This is a genomic window from Nocardia sp. NPDC055053, assembly GCF_053608285.1.
Window position 1 is genome coordinate 84,725 of sequence record NZ_JBSGVD010000022.1, and the last position, 17,871, is coordinate 102,595.

Here is a 17,871-nt window from a genome sequence, read left to right on the forward strand (position 1 = left end):
GGCGGCGAACTGCCGGCTTCGCAGGTGATTCACAAACACAACTGTTTTGCATAGCTTGGGGCCCGTGGCACACTGGGCTGATGGTCGGTGCTTGTCCGCATGCCCGGATCGGCACTCGATCCGATATCGTGACGGTGAGCGCTGCTCTTTGCGCACTCCCGGGGGGATTTCGTACCGCCCATCGGGAAAGTTTCAGGGTGAAGGAACAGATCGGGTAACAGGCCGTCGGGCCCGACCGATCCCAGTTCTGACACGAGGAGATGAATGATGAGCACCCCTGCTACGACCACTGGGTCCGATTCGGCTCTGCCGCAGTCCGAGGCGGAAATCGAGAAGCTCCGTCTCGAGATCGACCAGCTCGACGCCACGATCCTCGCCGCGATCAAACGCCGGAGCGAGATCTCCCGGATCATCGGCCGTACCCGAATGGCCTCCGGCGGTCCGCGCCTGGTCCACAGCCGCGAGATGAAGGTGCTCGAGCGATTCAGTGAACTCGGCCAGGAGGGTCACACCCTCGCTATGCTTTTGCTCCGCCTCGGCCGAGGTCGCCTCGGGCGCTAGGCCACCCACAAACCACGCGGCGCGCAACCAGTTCGCCGCTTCCACAAAGCCGCCCCGGGTGCGACACCATCCCCGGGGCGGTTTCGTGTCTCAGGTCAGGGCGATGTACTTGGTGTTCAGGTATTCCTCGATGCCCTCGGTGCCGCCCTCGCGACCGAAGCCCGATTCCTTGACGCCGCCGAACGGGGCCGCCGGGTCGGAGATGACGCCGCGGTTGACGCCGACCATGCCCGACTCCAGCGTCTCGGACACGCGCAGCGCCCGGTCGAGATCGCGGGTGTAGACGTAGCTGACCAGTCCGTATTCGGTGTCGTTGGCGGCGGCGATGCCCTCCTCCTCGGTGTCGAACGCGACGATCGGGGCGACCGGACCGAAGACTTCCTCGCTCAGGATGCGAGCCGTCGGCGGGACATCACCGAGGACGGTGGCCGGGTAGAACCACCCCGGCCCGCCGGGCGCCTTGCCGCCGAGCAGCAGCTGCGCGCCCTTCGAGACGGCGTCGTCGACCAGCTCGCTGACGATCTCGCGCTGGTCCTCGCTCACCAGCGGGCCCAGGGTGCTGGCCGGATCGGTACCCGGTCCCATCACCACCGTGTCGGTCATGGCGGCGACCAGCTTCTCGGTGAATTCGGCGACCACACCGCGCTGGACGTGGAAGCGGTTGGCCGCCGTGCACGCCTCGCCGCCGTTGCGCAGCTTCGCCTGCATCGCACCGGCGACCGCGCTGTCGATATCGGCGTCGTCGAAGACGACGAACGGCGCGTTGCCGCCGAGTTCCATGGAGGTGCGCAGCAGGCGGTTCGCCGCGGCACCGACGAGCTTCTTGCCGACCTCGGTCGAGCCGGTGAAGGTGAGCTTGCGCAGCCGCGGATCGTCGATCAGCGGCCCGGTGACCGCACCGGAATGCGACGTCGTGACCACCGACAGCACCCCGTCGGGCAGACCGGCTTCGCTACACAGCTTGGCCAGCGCCAGCATGGTCAGCGGGGTCGCCGAGGCGGGCTTCACGATCATCGTGCAGCCCGCCGCGAGGGCGGGCCCGATCTTGCGAGTGCCCATGGCGAGCGGGAAGTTCCACGGGGTGATCGCCAGGCACGGACCGACCGGTTGCTTCGCCACCATGATCCGGCCGGTGCCCGAGGGCGCGTGCAGGTAGCGACCGTGCACCCGCACCGCCTCCTCGCTGAACCAGCGGAAGAACTCGGCGCCGTAGCGGACCTCGTTGCGGCTCTCGGTCAGGGCCTTGCCCATCTCGAGCGTCATGAGCAACGCGAACTCCTCGGACCGCGCGGTCAGCTGCTCGAACACCGCGCGCAGGATCTCACCCCGCTCGCGGGACGGGGTCGCCGCCCACGCCTCGCCCGCCGCGACGGCCGCGTCGAGGGCGCGCATCGCGTCGGCCGGGGTCGCGTCGGCGACCTGCGCGAGCACCGAGTCGTCGGCCGGATTACGCACCGCGAAGGTGCCACCGCCCGTCGCCTCGACCGGCCCGGAGCCGATCCACAAACCCTTCGGTACGAATTCAAGTACGTCACGTTCGGACACCATGTCGTCAGCGTAGGCCGCGCGGCATGTCGATGGCATCGATCCGACCGGCCGGTAGTAATCGAACGCTGTAATGTCGGCTGTCGTGAGCAGCGACATCACCGCGTCGGCGGCCTGGCAGGCACTGTCGGACAATCACCGCAGTGTCGCACCCCTGCACCTACGGAAGTTGTTCGCCGACGACCCGGCGCGCGGCCGTGAACTGACCCTGCGGGTGGCAGACCTGCACATCGACTACAGCAAGCATCGCGTAACCCGCGAAACCCTGGATCTGCTGGTCGATCTCGCGCGCACCGCCGGTGTGCCGGAGCGCCGCGACGCGATGTACTCCGGCGCCCACATCAACACCTCAGAGGACCGCGCGGTCGGGCATATCGCCCTGCGCCTTCCGGTCGGCGATCAGCTCTGTATCGACGGCACCGACGCCGACGCCGAGGTGCACGACGTGCTGCGCCGGATGGGCGAATTCGCCGATTCGGTGCGTTCCGGCGCCTGGCGTGGCGCGACCGGTGAGCGCATCACCGCGGTGGTCAATATCGGCATCGGCGGCTCGGATCTGGGGCCCGACATGGTGTATCGCGCCCTGCGCCATTACACCGATCCCGGGATCGAGGCCAGGTTCGTCTCGAATGTCGACCCGTGCGATCTGGTCGCCAAGCTGGCTGGTCTCGACCCGGCGACCACGCTGTTCATCGTCGCCTCCAAGACGTTCTCCACCCTGGAGACCCTGACCAACGCGACCGCCGCGCGCCGCTGGCTGGTCGGCGCGCTCGGTGAGGACGCCGTCGCCAAGCATTTCGTCGCGGTGTCGACGAACGCGGAACGGGTGGCCGCCTTCGGCATCGACCCCGCGCACATGTTCGGGTTCTGGGATTGGGTCGGCGGCCGCTACTCGGTGGACTCCGCGATCGGCCTTTCGGTGATGGTGACGATCGGCAAGGAGCAGTTCGCCGAATTCCTCAGCGGAATGCACGCCGTCGACAAGCATTTCGCGACAGCGCCGCTGGAGCAGAACGGCCCGGTCCTGCTGGCCATGCTCGGTGTCTGGTACACGAACTTCTTCGGCGCGGAATCGCGTGCGGTCCTGCCGTATTCGAACGATCTGGCCCGCTTCCCCGCCTACCTCCAGCAGCTGACGATGGAGTCCAACGGCAAGTCGGTACGCGCCGACGGCACCCCGGTGACCACCTCGACCGGCGAGATCTTCTGGGGCGAACCGGGAACCAACGGCCAGCACGCCTTCTACCAGCTGCTGCACCAGGGCACCCGGCTGATCCCCGCCGATTTCCTCGGCTTCGCCCGCTCGACCGACGACCTGCCGACCCGCGACGGCACCGGCAGCATGCACGACATCCTGATGAGCAACCTGTTCGCGCAGAGCAAGGTGCTGGCGTTCGGCAAGACCGCCGAGGAGATCGCCGCCGAGGGCACCGATCCGAAGCTGGTGCCGCACAAGGTGATGCCGGGCAACCGGCCGAGCACCACCATCCTGGCGCCGGAACTCACCCCGTCGACGGTGGGTCAGCTGATCGCGCTCTACGAGCACCAGGTGTTCGTCGAGGGCATCGTCTGGGGCATCGACAGTTTCGATCAGTGGGGTGTCGAACTGGGCAAGCAGCAGGCGCTGGCGCTGATGCCGCTGCTCAGCGAGCCGGAGCAGCCGGAGACGCAAGGTGATTCGTCCACCGACGAGCTCATCGAGTGGTACCGGTCGCATCGTCGGTGACCTCCCCCGGCGGGGGCTCCGGACGGAAGACGGCGAGCCTGCGGTTGACGCTGCTCGTCACGATGGCCGCTAGGGTGCCGATCACCACCAGGTCGAACGCGATCTGCACCATCGTCGCGATCCGGGCCACCTGACCGACGGCATGCACGTCGCCGTAGCCGATGGTGCCGAGAGTGGACATCGTGTAATACAGCGCGTCGGTGCGGGTCACCAAGCCGTCGAACTCGCCCGGTTGGTGTTGTTCCAGCCGGTAGTAGAACAGCGAGAAGACCACGCAGACGATGCAGACGACGAGCAGCACCCCGTCGACGCGGCCGCCCGCCGACGCCGGCGCGTTGAGGAAGTGCTCGATCCGCCGCCAGACCAGCCAGACCAGTCCGACTACGCCCGCGACGAAGCTGACGACCCCGAACACCTGGCCCGGCCAGTCGTCCAGCTCGAACACCCCGTTCAGCGGCACGCTGTAGTAGAGCAGCAGCGCGCACACCGCCGCGCCGGCGTTGCGAAGCGCATGCCCTGGTACCGACACCCGGCGAACTCGCGTCATCGCTCCATGATTGCCCGCCGCCGCCGATTTCCGCGGTACGCGCGCCGGGCTCAGCCGATCCGATAGCCCGCGTCCGCCGCCGTCAGCACCAGATCGGCGCGGTGTCTGCTCGCGGCGATCAGGTCGGCGTTGCGCAGATCGCTGTCGGTGACCTTCGTGGATGCCTCGGCCGCCGAGCGTCCACCGACGGTGTGCCGGTGCAGCAGTCGTTCGGTGAGGACCGCGCGCGGCGCGTCGAGATACCAGCAGGCGTCGAGCAGTCCGCGAACCTCGACCCAGCCGGGTGCCTCCGTATCGGTGAGCAGCAGGTAGTTGCCCTCCACGACGACAATGTCCTCAGCACGCACGACGACGCCACCCTCGGTCGGTTCGTCGATGGCCCGGTCGAACAGCGGCCACGGCACTGGCTCGCCGATCGGCGTCCGCCGCAACGCCCGCAAATCGGTGACGAACCCGGCCGCGTCGAAGGTGTCGGGCTCGCCCTTGCGAGCGAGTGCTCCTCGCGCGCGCAGCACCTCGTTACGCAGGTGGTAACCGTCCATCGGCGCGACCACGGCCGGTCGGCCGGAGCCGGTGAGTTCCGCGCAGAGACGCTGGGCCAGCGTCGATTTACCCGCGCCGGGCGGCCCCGCGATGCCGAGCAGGAAGCGCTGCCCCGGCGCGGCGCCCGGCGGAATCCGCCGAGCCAGGTCGCGCACCGACAGGATGCCGCTCACCGAGGTCACCGGATAACTCTAGGCGACGACGCACTCTGCCCGGGTGCCGTTACGACCGACACGGCATGGGCCTGTGGCGCTGCGGGCACTGCTGGATTCCGAAGCGACGATGGCATGGCGTCGGCCTCGAGCGCACCGTAGCCCTCGAATCGCAGCGCGGGTGGAGTCGCGACCGCTAGGTGACATCCGAGTAGCTGACCGCCCGGTCGCCGCCGGAGGCCGGTGACTCCTTGCCCGCGCGGACAACGCGGCTCACCGACCATCCGCGTCGGGTTCACTGCACGTCGACGAAGGCCCGCTCGATGATCGCGCCGGTATCCACTCCGACGGGCAGGGTGCCGAAGGCGATGCCCCAGTCGCCGCCGAGACGGGTCGCGCAGAACGCGTCCGCGACGGCCGGATGACCGTGGCGCACCAGCTGCGCGCCCTGTAGGACCAGCGCCATCAGTTCCACGACCTGACGAGCCCGGTACTCGATATCGGACAGGTCGCTGAGTTCCTTGCCGACCCGGTCGATCGCGTCGTCCAGGCGCGGGTCGGCGCCGCGGGCAAGGCCGACCTCGGCGACGTAGGCCTCGACGGTCTCGGGCTGACGGCCCATGGCGCGCAACGCGTCCAGCGCGGCGACATTGCCGGAGCCCTCCCAGATCGACATGAGCGGCGCCTCCCGGTACAGCCGCGGCATGCCCGATTCCTCGGCATACCCGTTGCCGCCCAGGCATTCCAGCGCTTCGGCCGCGTGCGACGGCGCGCGCTTGCACACCCAGTACTTGGTGATGGCCAGCGCGATCCGGCGCAACGCGGCCTCGGCCGGGTCGCTGCCCGCGCGGTCGGTGGCACCGGCAAGGCGCATCATCACAGTCGTGGCGGCATCGGACTCGATGACCAGGTCGGCCAGCACATTGCGCATCGCGGGCTGATCGATCAGCTTGGCGCCGAAGGCTTCCCGATGCCTGGCGTGGTGCACCGCGGTGACGGCGCCGAGGCGCATGCCGGTGGCCGACCCGATCACACAGTCGAGGCGCGTCATGTTGACCATCTCGATGATCGTCTTCACGCCGGCGCCCTCGGCGCCGACAAGCCAGCCGGTGGCGTTCTCGTACTCGATCTCCGAGGACGCGTTGGACTTGTTGCCGAGCTTGTCCTTGAGCCGCTGGATGCGGATCGGGTTGCGGGTGCCGTCGGGCAGCACGCGCGGCAGCAGGAAACACGACAGCCCGCCGGGCGCCTTGGCCAGGGTCAGGAACATGTCCGACATGGGCGCCGAGGTGAACCACTTGTGCCCGACGATCCGGTACGAACCGTCCGGCTGCGGCGCGGCGGTGGTGGTGTTGGCCCGCACGTCCGAGCCGCCCTGCTTCTCGGTCATCGACATGCCCGCGATGAGCCCGGCCTTGGTCGAGGGCTCGCGGAGGCCGAAATCGTAGGTGCGCGAACCGAGCAGCGGTTCGTACTTCGCGGCGAGCTCCGGGTTGTGGCGCAGTGCGGGCACCACCGCGTAGGTCATCGAGATCGGGCACATGTGCCCGGCGTCGGCGATGCCCCAGGTGTAGAACTTGGCGGCGCGGGCGGTGTGCGCGCTGGGGCGCTCGTCGAGCCACGGCGAACCGTGCAGGCCATGGGCGACAGCGACATTCATCAGGTCGTGCCAGTGCGGGTGGAATTCCACCTCGTCGACGCGATGGCCCCAGCGGTCGTGGGTGTGCAGCACCGGCGGGTACTCGTTGGCGAGCCTGCCCCACTCCTGCGCGGCGACATCGCCTGCGAGCCTGCCGAGTTCACGCACCTCGGCCTCGGCCCAGCCCGCGCCTTCGCGGTGCAGGCCCTCGATCAGCGCGGGGTTGCGCGCGGCGTCGAAGGGGACGAGCGGGGGTACCTGGTTGAACACTTCATGGGTGAGCATGGCCGGAACTCCTTCGACTACAACGATTCCGGGCGCGCACCGAGGGCGCGCACGGCGAAAGCAACCAATTCGGGGATGACGGTCTCGGCGTGCGGTGCCGCGGCCAGCGGGCCGACGAGCACCTCACCGATCGCGCCGACGAGCGCGGCGGCACTGACCGACGGGTCCTGCGCGGGCAGGCGGCCCTCGGCGATGCCGTGCGCGATCGCGGACTCGAACGACGCGGCGAAGGCGCGCCGGAATTCCAGCCGTTGCGCGTCGACGGCCGCGTCGACCGGCTCGGCCAGCAGGACATACGCGAGCTTCGGGTTCTTGAGCGCGCGCCCGGCGAAGGTCTCCACCGCCGCGCTGACCCGCTGCGTGACATCGCCCTCGGCCACGGCGGAGCGCACCGCGTCGACCTCGCGGGCGACCACGGTCTCGAACACCGCGGCGACGAGCTCGGCCTTGTTCTCGAACTGCTTGTAGACGGTGCCGGTGGCGACGCCGGCCTCCGCGGCGACCGCGGCCATCGACAATCCGGCGAACCCGTCGCGCGAGAGCACCCTGGTCGAGCCCTGCACGATCAGCGCCCGTTGCGCGTCGAGCCGGGCTTGCACGGCCGGGGTTCTGCGGTACACCATACGAAGAAGTGAACCACCGATTCACCCCTTCACACAAGAGGCATCTGGCCGTATGGTCGAAAGATGTCTGTACGCGTCGAACACGCGGGCCCGGTCACCACGGTGATCCTGGACCGGCCCGAAGCACGCAATGCCGTAGACGGCCCGACCGCCCGCGCCCTGGCCGACGCCTTCCGCGCGTTCGACGCCGACCCGAACGCCTCGGTGGCGGTGCTGTGGGGCGAACACGGCACCTTCTGCGCCGGCGCCGACCTCAAATCGCTGGGCACCGAGAACAGCAACCAGGCCACCGAGGACGGCGACGGCCCGATGGGCCCGACCCGCATGCGCCTGTCCAAGCCGGTGATCGCCGCGGTCTCCGGCTACGCCGTGGCGGGCGGACTCGAATTGGCGCTGTGGTGCGATCTGCGCATCGCCGAGCAGGACGCCACCTTCGGCGTCTTCTGCCGCCGCTGGGGCGTGCCGCTCATCGACGGCGGCACGGTGCGCCTGCCGCGCATCATCGGCGAGGGCAGGGCGTTGGACCTGATCCTCACCGGGCGAGCCGTGAGCGCGCCCGAAGCGCTGCAGATGGGCCTGGTCACCCGCGTCGTCCCGCCCGGCGAGGCCCGCCGGGTCGCCGAGGAACTGGCAGGCCAGCTGGCCGCCCTCCCCCAGACCTGCCTGCGTTCGGACCGCGCCGCGCTCTACGACCAGCACGGCCACCCCGAGGACGAGGCGATGCGGATCGAATTCCAGCACGGACTGAAAGCGCTCACCGACGGCGCGCTCGACGGCGCCGCCCGCTTCGCCGCGGGCGCGGGCAGGCACGGGAGCGCCGAAAACCGGTGACGGACCGGCTCACCGTCGTCGACGAGATCTTCCTGCGCACCCATCGCGGAATGGGCACACCCATCGCCCTCCAAGGGCTGTGGCGCACCGATGACGCGATGGAACCCGCACTACTGCGGGCGATTCACGACCGCCTGCGAGTCGGCGACCTCGGCCGCCGGGTGGTCCGCGCCCGGGTCCCCGGCGCACGCCGCGCCTGGCGGTCGAACATCCAGGCCCACCCCCTCGACCACGTCGACTCCCCACTCCGTGAGAACGCGATCCTGCCCTGGGCCGACACCCTCGGCACCGACCTCGACCCCGAGTTCGGCCCCGGCTGGCGCCTGTCCGCCGCACCACTGGAAGACGGCGGAACCGTTGTCGCCCTGACCTGTTCACACGCCATCGCCGACGCCCGCGGCCTCATCCACGCCGTCGCCTCAGCCCTTGATGAACTCGCCGAGGGCGCCAACCATCCGCCGGTGGCCGCACCGGTTCCGCGTCCGGGCGTGGCCACCAAGTCCTCCCCACAGACTTCGCCCACGGGCACCCCCGAAAAGCGCTGGAGTTCATCGATTTCGGACTGGTCCGATGCCAGGACCCAGTGGTCGACCATCATCGGCGGCACCGCACGAGCCCTGCGGCGGGGTGTTCCCCGGCCACCCGACACGAGCACTCCCGACCCTTCGCCGAACCGGGCCGTACACAGCATCCTGCTCACCTTCGATGCCACCGAGTGGGACACCACCGCTGCCACATCCGGCGGGACCCCGAACAGTCTGTTCATCCACCTCGTCGCGAACATCCTGTGGGAGATCGGATTCCAGCGCCCTGCGATCGCCGCGAGCCTGCCCGTCGACACCCGCGACGAACCGCGCGTCGACAACGACCTCGCCATGACCGAGATCGCGATGGAACGCTGCGACACCCCCGCGACCATCCGCGACAAGGCCCGCACCGCCTACCTGCGCCGGATGTCGAGCCCCGCCGGCCTGCCCGAGGAGATACTCCAGGTACTCCCCGACCGCTGGGCCTACGCACTCAGCAAGGGCGCGGGTGAACGAGACATCCTGTGCTCCAACATCGGAACGCTCCCGGAGTCCCTGCGCACCGTCGGCACACACCGCTGCGACCGGGTCGCGGCCCGCGCAATCCACCCCGGCCTCACCGAATTTCCCCGAACCCAGCTCTCCGGCTACCTGTCCCGGCTCGCCGACACCTACACGCTCGCCCTGGTCAGCCTGTCCTGCGACCGCGAAACACTGGACGCCGCAACAGATCGCGCTTGTACCGCCGTCGGGTTACGCGCAATGCCCTGGTGATCAGGCCGCCGTCATCCCGGTGAGCAATACCCGCAGCCCCCACACGAACTGATCCACCGAATTCCACGCGGCGATCTCGTCCAGGTGTGCCGCGGTGCGCGGCCACCGCATCGCGTCGACATCGTCCAGGGCGGCCCGTCGCTGGGCGATGCGCTCGGATTCCGGTGGCAGCGGCGGCGTTCCATCGGTTTCGGCGACTTCGAGGGCGACCGCGCCGAGGACCTGCACGATCACCGCGTACACCCCGTGCGCCCGCGTCTGCGCGGGCAGACCGCCGCGCGCCAGAGCGCCGAACATCGCCTCGCCGACATCGCGTGCCGCCGGCCCGTTCATCGGGCCCGACATCATCAGCGTCGCGACCGCGGGATGCGCGAGCAGCTGGTCGCGCAGCCCGAGGGCGAACTGGATGACCGCGGCGGTCCACTCGACGCCGGGATCGGACAGCGGGCCGAGCGGGACCGCGGCGAGCACCCGCTCGATCACCGCGCCTTCCAGGTCGGCGCGGCTGGCGACATAGGTGTACACCGCGTTCGGGTTGACCCCGAGCCGCGCGGCGACGGCCCGGATCGACAGGGCGTTCGGCCCGCCGTCGTCGAGCAGGTCGAGGGCGGTATCGACGACCTGTTCCTCGGTGAACGACCGCCGCGTCGGGCGCGGCGCACCCCGCTGACCTGTTGACTTCCCGTCCGGCATGCGGTGAACTGTACCCCGTACAGCTACCTGTACGCCGTACAGCCAGAACGGATCTCTCATGCGCACCAAGCCATGGCCCACCATCACGCTGCTGATCTCCGCCCCGATCCTGATGAACCTCGCGTTCACCGGCTTGGGTGTGTCGTTCGATTACCCCGACGTCCTGCAACTGCCCGCCACCGAAGCGCTGGCGAAATTCCGCGCCGAGCAGACCACCGTCGTCCTGCTCTTCGCCCTGCTCGCCGCCGCCGCCTGCGCCTTCGCGCCCCTGGCCGTCCTCGTCGGCAGGATCGCACCGATGCCATGGGCGGTGCGGGCAGGCGTCGCCGCCGCGATCGTGCAGGCGATCGGCCTGCTGCGCTGGCCCGTCCTCGTCCCGGGGCTGGCCGACCGCGTCGCGACCGAAGGCCCCGACTCCCCCGCGATCCACACCTTCGAGACCGTCAACACCGTCCTGGGCACCGTGCTCGGCGAAACCGGCGGCTACACCCTCACCGCGCTGTGGACGGCGCTGGTCGTCGCCGCCCTGCGCACCCCGCGCTGGTTCGCCGTCCTCGGCTACGTCAGCGCCGCCGCCATCGCCACCGGCGTCCTGGTTCCGCTCGGCGTCGAGCCCGCCGGGCTCACCAATTTCCTCGGCTACCTGCTGTGGAGCGCGTGGCTACTCGCCTTCGCCGCGCTGCTCGCCCGTCACGGCGCGATGCCGAGTCGTGTCGCCAGCCAGGGAAGCTGAACGCGGAGCCCGATGGACCACACCGCGAAATCGTGTCCACCGGGCACGATCTGCAGCCGGACGTCCATGCCTGCGGCCTTGGCCGCGTGGAACATCCGCTCGACCTGCGGCCGGTACTGCTCGTCGTCGGCGCCGACCACGAACGCGCCCGCGGAATCCGGGTAGGTCTGGCCGATCGGGTCGACCCGCGACAGCGCGGCGGTGTCGCCACCAAAGGCGGCATCGACCGTGCGCTGCCGGTCGCCGAGCGTCGGCTCGTCCGGGCCCGACATGTCGAGGAAGGTGGGATACACCTGCGGATAGTTGGTCGCCAGTTGCAGCGCGCAGGTGCCACCGTAGGACAGCCCACCCACCGCCCAGGCCCGCGGATCGGGTTCGATCTGCAGGTTCGCTTTCGCCCAGGCAGGCACGTCGACGGCCAGGTAGGTGGCGACGTCGCCCCGCCGCGAATCCAGGCACAGCGGACCACCGGTGCCGTCGGCGACAACGACGACGGGCGCCAGACCGCGGTGCGCACGGGCGAATTCATCCAGGGTCTCGGTCAGCCTGCCGTCGGCGAACCAGTCCTGCGATGTCCCCGGTTCGCCCGCGAGCAACACCAGGACCGGCAGCAATGGCCGCGGGTCCGCGAAATAGGCAGGGGGCAGGTAGATCTGGGTCTCCCTGGCAGCGAAACCGGAGGCGGTCGGCGGCACGGCCGCGGTCAGCACCTCGCCGGCCTTGGGCAGATCGCCGGGTGCCGACCACACCGATTCCAGCGGCCGCCCGCTGATCACCTGCTCGCGCAGCGTCAGCTGATCGGCGTGCACCCGCTTGACCTGGTCGATCCCGAGCGCGGCGCCCACCGTCGGATAGGACGGGTACCGCAGATTGATCCCGGTGCCGACCGCCACCAGCACAGCGACGGCCGCGAGCGCCGTCAACACCCCGGTCCACACCGTCCGGCGCACCAGGATCCGCGGGACGATCAGCAGAACCGCGGCCACGCCGATCGCGATCAGGATGTACACCGACAACCCGATCGGGTCGGGGTACAGCTGCCATATCTCTTCCACGAACAGGTACAGCGCGACGGTCAGGACGGCGGCGGCCAGCAGTGCGACCGGCATCGCCGCCCTTCGATAGCGATGCGCGCGGGGGAACAGCAACCACACCGCGCCCAGCACGCCGAGCAACGGCAGTGCCACCGGGAGCCACCCGGTGAGCAACGACAATTCGCTAACCCTCGTCATCGCGACCTCCATAGATGCACGTCCATAGATGCACGTCAACGCCCGAGCCGCGGGCCGCAAGCGGCCACGAGAACCTACGGTACACAGAGATCTTCACCGCGCCCGGATGCCGCACTCGCAGCAAAGGTGGATCGATGAACGACAACGCAGCTGCCGCCGAGCCGGATGACGGCGATCTTCTTCGCGCTCGCCGTCGGCTGGACCGAGTGGCGGCTGGGCACCGCGCGCACCGCGCTGGTGTCACTCTCCGGCGCTCCACTGGCCCGCAGCGTGGCGACCGAGGGTACCGAGCCGATCGATCGGCTACTCGAAGGGCTCGGTGCCGCCATGGAGCCGTACTACGGTTTCCGGTCGCTGCACATGTTCAAGGAGAAGTTCCAGCCCCGTCACGAACCGGTGTTCCTGTGCTACCGCGACGAGGCCGACCTGCCGCGGACCGGAATCGCGCTGACCAAGGCGTATCTGCCGGAGGCCTCGGCCAAGGAGCTGATGGCACTGGGCGCGTCGGGCCACTGATCCGCCGGTAGGCGTTCGGCCGACGACCGGACCCCGGAGCCGGCGGCGAGCGGTCAGCCGACGACGACCGGGCTCGGTGTCACCCGCGACGCGACATCGCCGGGTACCTCGACGCCCGGTTCGAGGTCGGCGGAGGTGACCGGCTCACCCCATACCTGGCGCAACGGCAGCACGCCCGCCCACACCCCACCGGTCTCGATATCGGCCTCGTCGTCCTTCGGACCGCCGGCGCGGACCTTCACCGAAGCCTCGGTGAGATCCAGTGCGAGCACCATCGTGGCCGCCATCTCCTTGCGGCTGGGCGGGCGCACCCGATCCCAGGCCCCCGGCGCCGAGTGCTCCACGATCGCCCGCAGGGCATTGTCGCGTTCGGACTCGTCGGTGATGAGCTCCGCCCGGCCCCGGATCACCGCGGACCGGAAGTTCATCGAGAAGTGCATGGCCGAGCGCGCGTACACCAGCCCGTCGACATGCGTCACCGCGACGGAGATGTCGGTGCCGATCGCGGCGCGCATATTGCCCGCGCCGGTGGAGCCGTGCAGATAGAGAGTGTCGCCCGCGCGGCCGTAGACGGTCGGCAGCACCACGGGCGACCCGCCGAGCAGGACACCGAGGTGGCAAACCAGGCCCGCGTCGAGCACCGCGTCGAGCTCGGCCCGGTCGATCCTGCCGCGTTCCTTGGAACGGGTCAGGGTGGTCCGCGGGGTCGGCGACAAAGGGGTCCGGGTGGCGTCGTGCGTGGTCATAAGATGAGCTTCGCCGAAGAAATGGACCGCGAATAGGTCCAATTCGACAGAAGATCAACAGGCCAATTCGAGGTAGGCGATGCTCGACGACCTTCCGATTCCGCTCGACCGGACCGCGGCCGAACCGCTGTCGGTGCAGGTAGCCGACGCCCTGCGCGCCGCGGCGACCGGCGGGGTCCTGCGTGTGAGCGACCGGCTGCCGTCCTCGCGCGCGCTGGCGCAGCGGCTCGGGGTGAGCCGGGCGGTGGTGTCGACCGCCTACGACCAGCTGCACGCGGAGGGCTGGCTCACCGGGCGGCGTGGTTCCGGCACCTACCTGAGCACGGCACCCGCCGCCGCGCCACCCAGCACCGATCCGGGCGACTTCGCCGACCCCGACGCCGGTCTGCTCGACCTCCGTCCCGGCGCGCCGTGCGCGGACGCCGTCGACCCGGCCGCCTGGCGACGAGCCTGGCGGGCGGCGGGCGACCACCCGCCCGATACCCGCAAGGACCGGGCGGGCGAGCCGGAATTCCGGGCGGCCGTCGCCGAGCACCTGCTGCGGCATCGCGGGCTGGCCGCCGGCGCCGCCTCGGTGGTGCTGGCGACGGCGGGCACCAGCTCCGCGGTCGGCGAGCTCGCCTCGGCACTGCTGCGCCCCGGCGACACCGTCGCGATCGAGGACCCCGGGTATCTCCGGGCCGTCGGCGCGTTCCGGGCGGCCGGTGTGCGCGTGCTGCCGGTCCCCGTCGACGGCGACGGATTGCGCGTCGACCTGATTCCGGCTGGGGTGCGCGCGGTGTATTGCACACCGGCACACCAGTTTCCGCTAGGTGCCAGAATGCCGGCCGCCCGCCGGGTCGAGCTGATCGAATTCGCCAGGGCGAATGGCATCTTCGTCGTCGAGGACGACTACGACGGCGAATTGCGTTACGACTCGGCGCCACTGCCGCTGCTGGCTTCGATGGCGCCCGACGTGGTCGTCCACCTCGGCACCACCAGCAAGATCATCGCCACCACCCTCGGCGTCGGCTGGCTCGTCGCCCGCCCCGGCATCGCCGACGCGGTACTGGCCCACCGCACCCACACCGGCACCACCTCGAGCCCGGCCGGTCAGCGGGTGCTCAGCGAGTTCGCCCGGCACGGCGATCTGGCCCGGCACCTGCGCCGCCTGCGCCGGGTCGTGCCGCCGCGCCGCGCGCTCGTCGTCGACGCGCTCGCCCGCCGCGGGCTCCCGGTCGTCGGCGACGACGCGGGCTCGCACGTGGTCGTCGAGCTCCCCGATGCCGCCGCCGAGCAGCACGCCGTCGACGCGGCCCGCGCCCGCGGTGTGCTGCTGGACGGTCTGGCCCGCCACCACCTGGCCGAAGAACACCGATTCGGGGTAGCGATCGGCTACACGGCCCTGAGCGCCGCGGAGCTGGCCGAAGCCGTGCCGATCGCCGCCGACTGCCTCGCCGCCGCACAGCCCGATCCACCGGCGCGGTCGTAGCATGGACCGAGACCCCGCGCGGGTCGCTGTTCAGGCACTACCCCTCCGACCATCGAAGTGGTGAGCACATGAACGATCACGACATTCTGGCGCGTATCAAACAGCTGGTCGACGACGAGCACGCCCTGCGAGCCAAGGCCATCGCGGGCGAGATCGATCCTGTCGCCGAACGTCAGCAGCTGGCCCAGCTGGAAGTGATGCTCGACCAGGCCTGGGATCTTTTGCGGCAGCGCCGCGCCCGCTACGGCTCCGCCGAGTCACCCGACGACACCACGCTGCGTTCCCCGCGTGAGGTCGAGGGCTATCTGCAGTGACCGACGCCGAATACGACGTCATCGTCATCGGCGCCGGCCCGGCGGGTGAGAACGCCGCCGCCTACGCCATCGCGGGCAGCGACCGCACGGCCGCGCTCGTCGAACGGGAACTGTTCGGCGGCGAATGCAGCTACTGGGCGTGCATCCCCAGCAAGGCGCTGCTGCGTACCGGCGCTGTCCTCGGTCTCGGCCAGGCGATGCCCGGCCTGACCGCGAGCGGCCCGCAGGTCGCCGATGTGCTCGCGCGCCGCGACACCTTCGTGCATCACCGCGACGACACTTCCCAGGTCGACTGGGCGAAATCCGCCCGTATCGACCCGATCCGGGGTGCGGGCAGACTGCTCGGCGACCGGCTCGTCGAAATCATCACCGGCGAGGGCATCCGCGTAGTGCGCGCCCGGCACGCGGTCGTGCTGGCCACCGGCACCACCGCCGCGATACCCGGTATTCCCGGCCTCCGCGAGGCGCTGCCCTGGATCTCCCGCGACGCCACCAACCTGACCGTTGTCCCCCGCCGGGTGGCGATCATCGGCGGCGGTGTCGTCGCCTGCGAGGCCGCGACCTGGCTGGCCGAACTCGGCGCCGAGGTCACCATGCTGGTCCGCGGCGACCGCCTGCTCCCCCGCGCCGAGCCGTTCGCCGCCGAGCTGGTGCTGCGGGGCCTGCGCGATACCGGCGCCGTCACGGTCCGGCTGCACACCGAACCGCACCTCGTCTCCCGGCGCGACCCCGAGGACACCGGGGTCGGCCGCGTCCACGGCGGTCCGGTCACCCTCGTCCTCGACGACGGGGAGCTCGAGGTCGACGAACTGATCGTCGCCACCGGCCGCACGCCTGCCACCGAAGCGCTCGGCTTGGACGCCGTCGGCCTGGCCGCGGGTTATGTCGAGGTCGACGACCAGCTGACCGTCCGCGGCGTGCCAGGCGACTGGCTCTACGCCGTCGGCGACGTGAATCACCGCGCGGCACTGACACATATGGGCAAGTACCAGGCCAGGGTGTGCGGTGACGTGATCGCCGCCCGCGCCGACGGCAAGCCCCTCGACAGCCCGCGCTTCACCGCGAGCGCCGACCATCAGCAGATACCCCAGGTCGTCTACACCGCACCGGAACTCGCGTCCGTCGGCCTCACCGAAAAGGAGGCGCGCGCCGCGGGCCACGCCGTCGGCACCGTCGAGCTGGACATCGCCGTCGCGGGCTCGGCCCTGTCCCGCGACGACTTCACCGGCCGCGCGAAGCTCGTCGTCGACACCGCCACCGAACGCCTGCTCGGCGCGACCTTCGTCGGCCCCGACATGGGCGAACAGTTGCACGCGGCCACCATCGCGGTGGTCGGCCGGGTTCCGCTGGAGACGCTGTGGCACGCGGTACCCGCGTTTCCCGCGGTCAGCGAATTCTGGCTGCGCCTGCTGGAAGCGTGGCGCGAGAAGCGGTGAGCTACTTGAGCAGACGCGACATCCGCCGGTCGGCGAGCACCTTGCCGCCGGTCTGGCAGGTGGCGCAGTACTGGAAGGACCGCTCCGCGTAGGACACCTCGCGCACGGCGTCACCGCAGACCGGGCACGGCTGCCCGGTCCGCGCGTGTACCCGCATGCCCGAACGCTTCTCGCCCTTGAGCCGGGCCGCGTCCCGCCCGACCGACCGGTCGACGGCATCGAGCAGCACCTCGCGCATGGCGGTGTACAACTGCGAAACCTTGTCCACCGGTAGTGTTTTCGTATTGGCGAACGGGGATATCTTGGCGGTGTGCAGGATCTCGTCGGAGTAGGCGTTGCCGATACCGGCGAGCAGCGTCTGATCCACCAGCGCCGACTTGATCCGCTGCGACGTGCCTTTCAGCAGCGCGGCGAACTCGTCCTCGGTCATCGCCAGCGCGTCCGGCCCGAGCCGCGCGATACCGGGCACGGCCTTCGGATCGTCGACGACGTAGACCGCGAGCCGCTTCTTGGTCCCCGCCTCGGTGAGATCGATCGAGGGCGTCGCACCCTCCGGCGTGAAGAAGTGCACCCGCAAGGCCAGCGGCGACTTACCACCCGGCTTGGGCGGCAACGGATTCGGCTCGTCCACCCACCGCAGCCAGCCACCGCGCGACAGGTGCGTGATCAGCCACAGCCCGCCGCAATCCATCCCGAGGAATTTCCCCCACCGCCCCGCGCCGGTGACATCACGCCCGGACAGCGCCGTGACCGGCGGGTCGAACGTCTTCACCGCGCTCAGCGCGGCCACGTCGACACGCCCAACCACCGCGCCGACGGCATGATCCCGCAGGAACTGCGCAAGCGCCTCTACCTCGGGTAGCTCGGGCACTGTGTCATTTTAGCGGCTGGCGCCGCGTGTTCGCGGCCCCGAAGGCTTGGCGTTGCGGCACCGCGGCTTGCGGCATGGGGGCCGACCGCCCGGGCCCGCCAAGCCC

17 protein-coding genes and 1 pseudogene are annotated in these 17,871 nt (G+C 70.2%); 9 read left to right on the top strand and 9 right to left on the bottom strand.

The features are described 5' to 3' along the window. The first annotated feature begins 267 nt into the window (after positions 1 to 267). Positions 268 to 561: a chorismate mutase gene (locus ACWF82_RS22575; RefSeq protein ID WP_022566231.1), complete on the top strand. Its 294-nt coding sequence runs from the start codon at positions 268 to 270 to the stop codon at positions 559 to 561. Between the two features lie 90 nt (positions 562 to 651). Here ACWF82_RS22575 and ACWF82_RS22580 read toward each other — a convergent pair whose 3' ends face one another. After that, positions 652 to 2,109 carry an NAD-dependent succinate-semialdehyde dehydrogenase gene (locus tag ACWF82_RS22580; RefSeq protein ID WP_452504012.1) on the bottom strand — a complete coding sequence of 486 codons (1,458 nt, stop codon included), beginning with the start codon at positions 2,107 to 2,109 and terminating at the stop codon, positions 652 to 654. Between the two features lie 82 nt (positions 2,110 to 2,191). Here ACWF82_RS22580 and pgi point away from each other — a divergent pair, with 82 nt between their 5' ends. Beyond that, positions 2,192 to 3,832: a glucose-6-phosphate isomerase gene (gene pgi / locus ACWF82_RS22585; protein ID WP_452504014.1), complete on the top strand. Its 1,641-nt coding sequence runs from the start codon at positions 2,192 to 2,194 to the stop codon at positions 3,830 to 3,832. Here pgi and ACWF82_RS22590 read toward each other — a convergent pair. The 4 genes from ACWF82_RS22590 to ACWF82_RS22605 form a co-directional block, all read right to left on the bottom strand. Beyond that, positions 3,801 to 4,379 (bottom strand): potassium channel family protein, encoded by a 579-nt coding sequence (locus tag ACWF82_RS22590; RefSeq protein WP_452504016.1) that lies wholly within the window; start codon positions 4,377 to 4,379, stop codon positions 3,801 to 3,803. The genes pgi and ACWF82_RS22590 overlap by 32 nt on opposite strands. 50 nt (positions 4,380 to 4,429) lie before the next feature. After that, positions 4,430 to 5,104: a nucleoside/nucleotide kinase family protein gene (locus ACWF82_RS22595; RefSeq protein ID WP_452504018.1), complete on the bottom strand. Its 675-nt coding sequence runs from the start codon at positions 5,102 to 5,104 to the stop codon at positions 4,430 to 4,432. 265 nt (positions 5,105 to 5,369) lie between these two features. Continuing rightward, complete coding sequence (locus ACWF82_RS22600) at positions 5,370 to 6,998, bottom strand: acyl-CoA dehydrogenase family protein (protein ID WP_452504020.1); 1,629 nt, start codon at positions 6,996 to 6,998, stop codon at positions 5,370 to 5,372. Between the two features lie 17 nt (positions 6,999 to 7,015). Then, the gene (locus ACWF82_RS22605; RefSeq protein ID WP_452504022.1) at positions 7,016 to 7,621 is read right to left on the bottom strand and encodes a TetR/AcrR family transcriptional regulator; all 606 of its coding nucleotides are present in this window, start codon (positions 7,619 to 7,621) and stop codon (positions 7,016 to 7,018) included. A 63-nt stretch (positions 7,622 to 7,684) separates the two neighbouring features. Between ACWF82_RS22605 and ACWF82_RS22610 the strand changes: the two genes are divergently transcribed. Further along, entirely contained in the window at positions 7,685 to 8,452 is a 768-nt protein-coding gene (locus tag ACWF82_RS22610) for a crotonase/enoyl-CoA hydratase family protein (RefSeq protein WP_452504024.1), read from the top strand. Further along, positions 8,449 to 9,753 carry a hypothetical protein gene (locus ACWF82_RS22615; RefSeq protein WP_452504026.1) on the top strand — a complete coding sequence of 435 codons (1,305 nt, stop codon included), beginning with the start codon at positions 8,449 to 8,451 and terminating at the stop codon, positions 9,751 to 9,753. The genes ACWF82_RS22610 and ACWF82_RS22615 overlap by 4 nt, the downstream gene beginning before the upstream one ends. Here the strand turns inward: ACWF82_RS22615 and ACWF82_RS22620 are convergent, their stop codons facing one another. Next, a complete protein-coding gene (locus tag ACWF82_RS22620; protein ID WP_452504028.1) occupies positions 9,754 to 10,446 on the bottom strand; it encodes a TetR/AcrR family transcriptional regulator in 693 nt (230 codons plus the stop codon). A 58-nt stretch (positions 10,447 to 10,504) separates the two neighbouring features. Between ACWF82_RS22620 and ACWF82_RS22625 the strand changes: the two genes are divergently transcribed. Further along, positions 10,505 to 11,179, top strand: a complete 675-nt coding sequence (locus ACWF82_RS22625; RefSeq protein ID WP_452504030.1) for a DUF4386 family protein — start codon at positions 10,505 to 10,507, stop codon at positions 11,177 to 11,179. Here the strand turns inward: ACWF82_RS22625 and ACWF82_RS22630 are convergent. After that, positions 11,137 to 12,411, bottom strand: coding sequence for an alpha/beta hydrolase (locus ACWF82_RS22630; protein WP_452504032.1), 1,275 nt, complete (start codon positions 12,409 to 12,411; stop codon positions 11,137 to 11,139). The two genes, ACWF82_RS22625 and ACWF82_RS22630, sit on opposite strands and share 43 nt — an antisense overlap. A 237-nt stretch (positions 12,412 to 12,648) precedes the next feature. Here ACWF82_RS22630 and ACWF82_RS22635 point away from each other — a divergent pair. Further along, positions 12,649 to 12,927: pseudogene (locus ACWF82_RS22635) on the top strand (phosphatidylglycerol lysyltransferase domain-containing protein); the annotation flags it as partial. A gap of 53 nt (positions 12,928 to 12,980) precedes the next feature. On the opposite strand, the gene ACWF82_RS22640 reads toward ACWF82_RS22635, so the two are convergent. Next, complete coding sequence (locus tag ACWF82_RS22640; protein ID WP_452504034.1) at positions 12,981 to 13,673, bottom strand: pyridoxamine 5'-phosphate oxidase family protein; 693 nt, start codon at positions 13,671 to 13,673, stop codon at positions 12,981 to 12,983. 79 nt (positions 13,674 to 13,752) lie between these two features. Here ACWF82_RS22640 and pdxR point away from each other — a divergent pair, with 79 nt between their 5' ends. The 3 genes from pdxR to ACWF82_RS22655 all read left to right on the top strand — a co-directional run bounded on the left by pdxR (position 13,753) and on the right by ACWF82_RS22655 (position 16,894). After that, complete coding sequence (gene pdxR, locus ACWF82_RS22645) at positions 13,753 to 15,144, top strand: MocR-like pyridoxine biosynthesis transcription factor PdxR (protein WP_452504036.1); 1,392 nt, start codon at positions 13,753 to 13,755, stop codon at positions 15,142 to 15,144. A gap of 68 nt (positions 15,145 to 15,212) precedes the next feature. After that, a complete protein-coding gene (locus ACWF82_RS22650) occupies positions 15,213 to 15,458 on the top strand; it encodes a DUF2630 family protein (protein WP_452504038.1) in 246 nt (81 codons plus the stop codon). Continuing rightward, on the top strand, positions 15,455 to 16,894 hold the full coding sequence (locus tag ACWF82_RS22655; protein ID WP_452504040.1) for a dihydrolipoyl dehydrogenase family protein: 1,440 nt from the start codon (positions 15,455 to 15,457) through the stop codon (positions 16,892 to 16,894). The genes ACWF82_RS22650 and ACWF82_RS22655 overlap by 4 nt, the downstream gene beginning before the upstream one ends. Before the next feature lies 1 nt (position 16,895). On the opposite strand, the gene ACWF82_RS22660 is transcribed toward ACWF82_RS22655, so the two are convergent. Continuing rightward, positions 16,896 to 17,765, bottom strand: coding sequence for an Fpg/Nei family DNA glycosylase (locus ACWF82_RS22660; protein ID WP_452504042.1), 870 nt, complete (start codon positions 17,763 to 17,765; stop codon positions 16,896 to 16,898). Positions 17,766 to 17,871 lie beyond the last annotated feature (106 nt).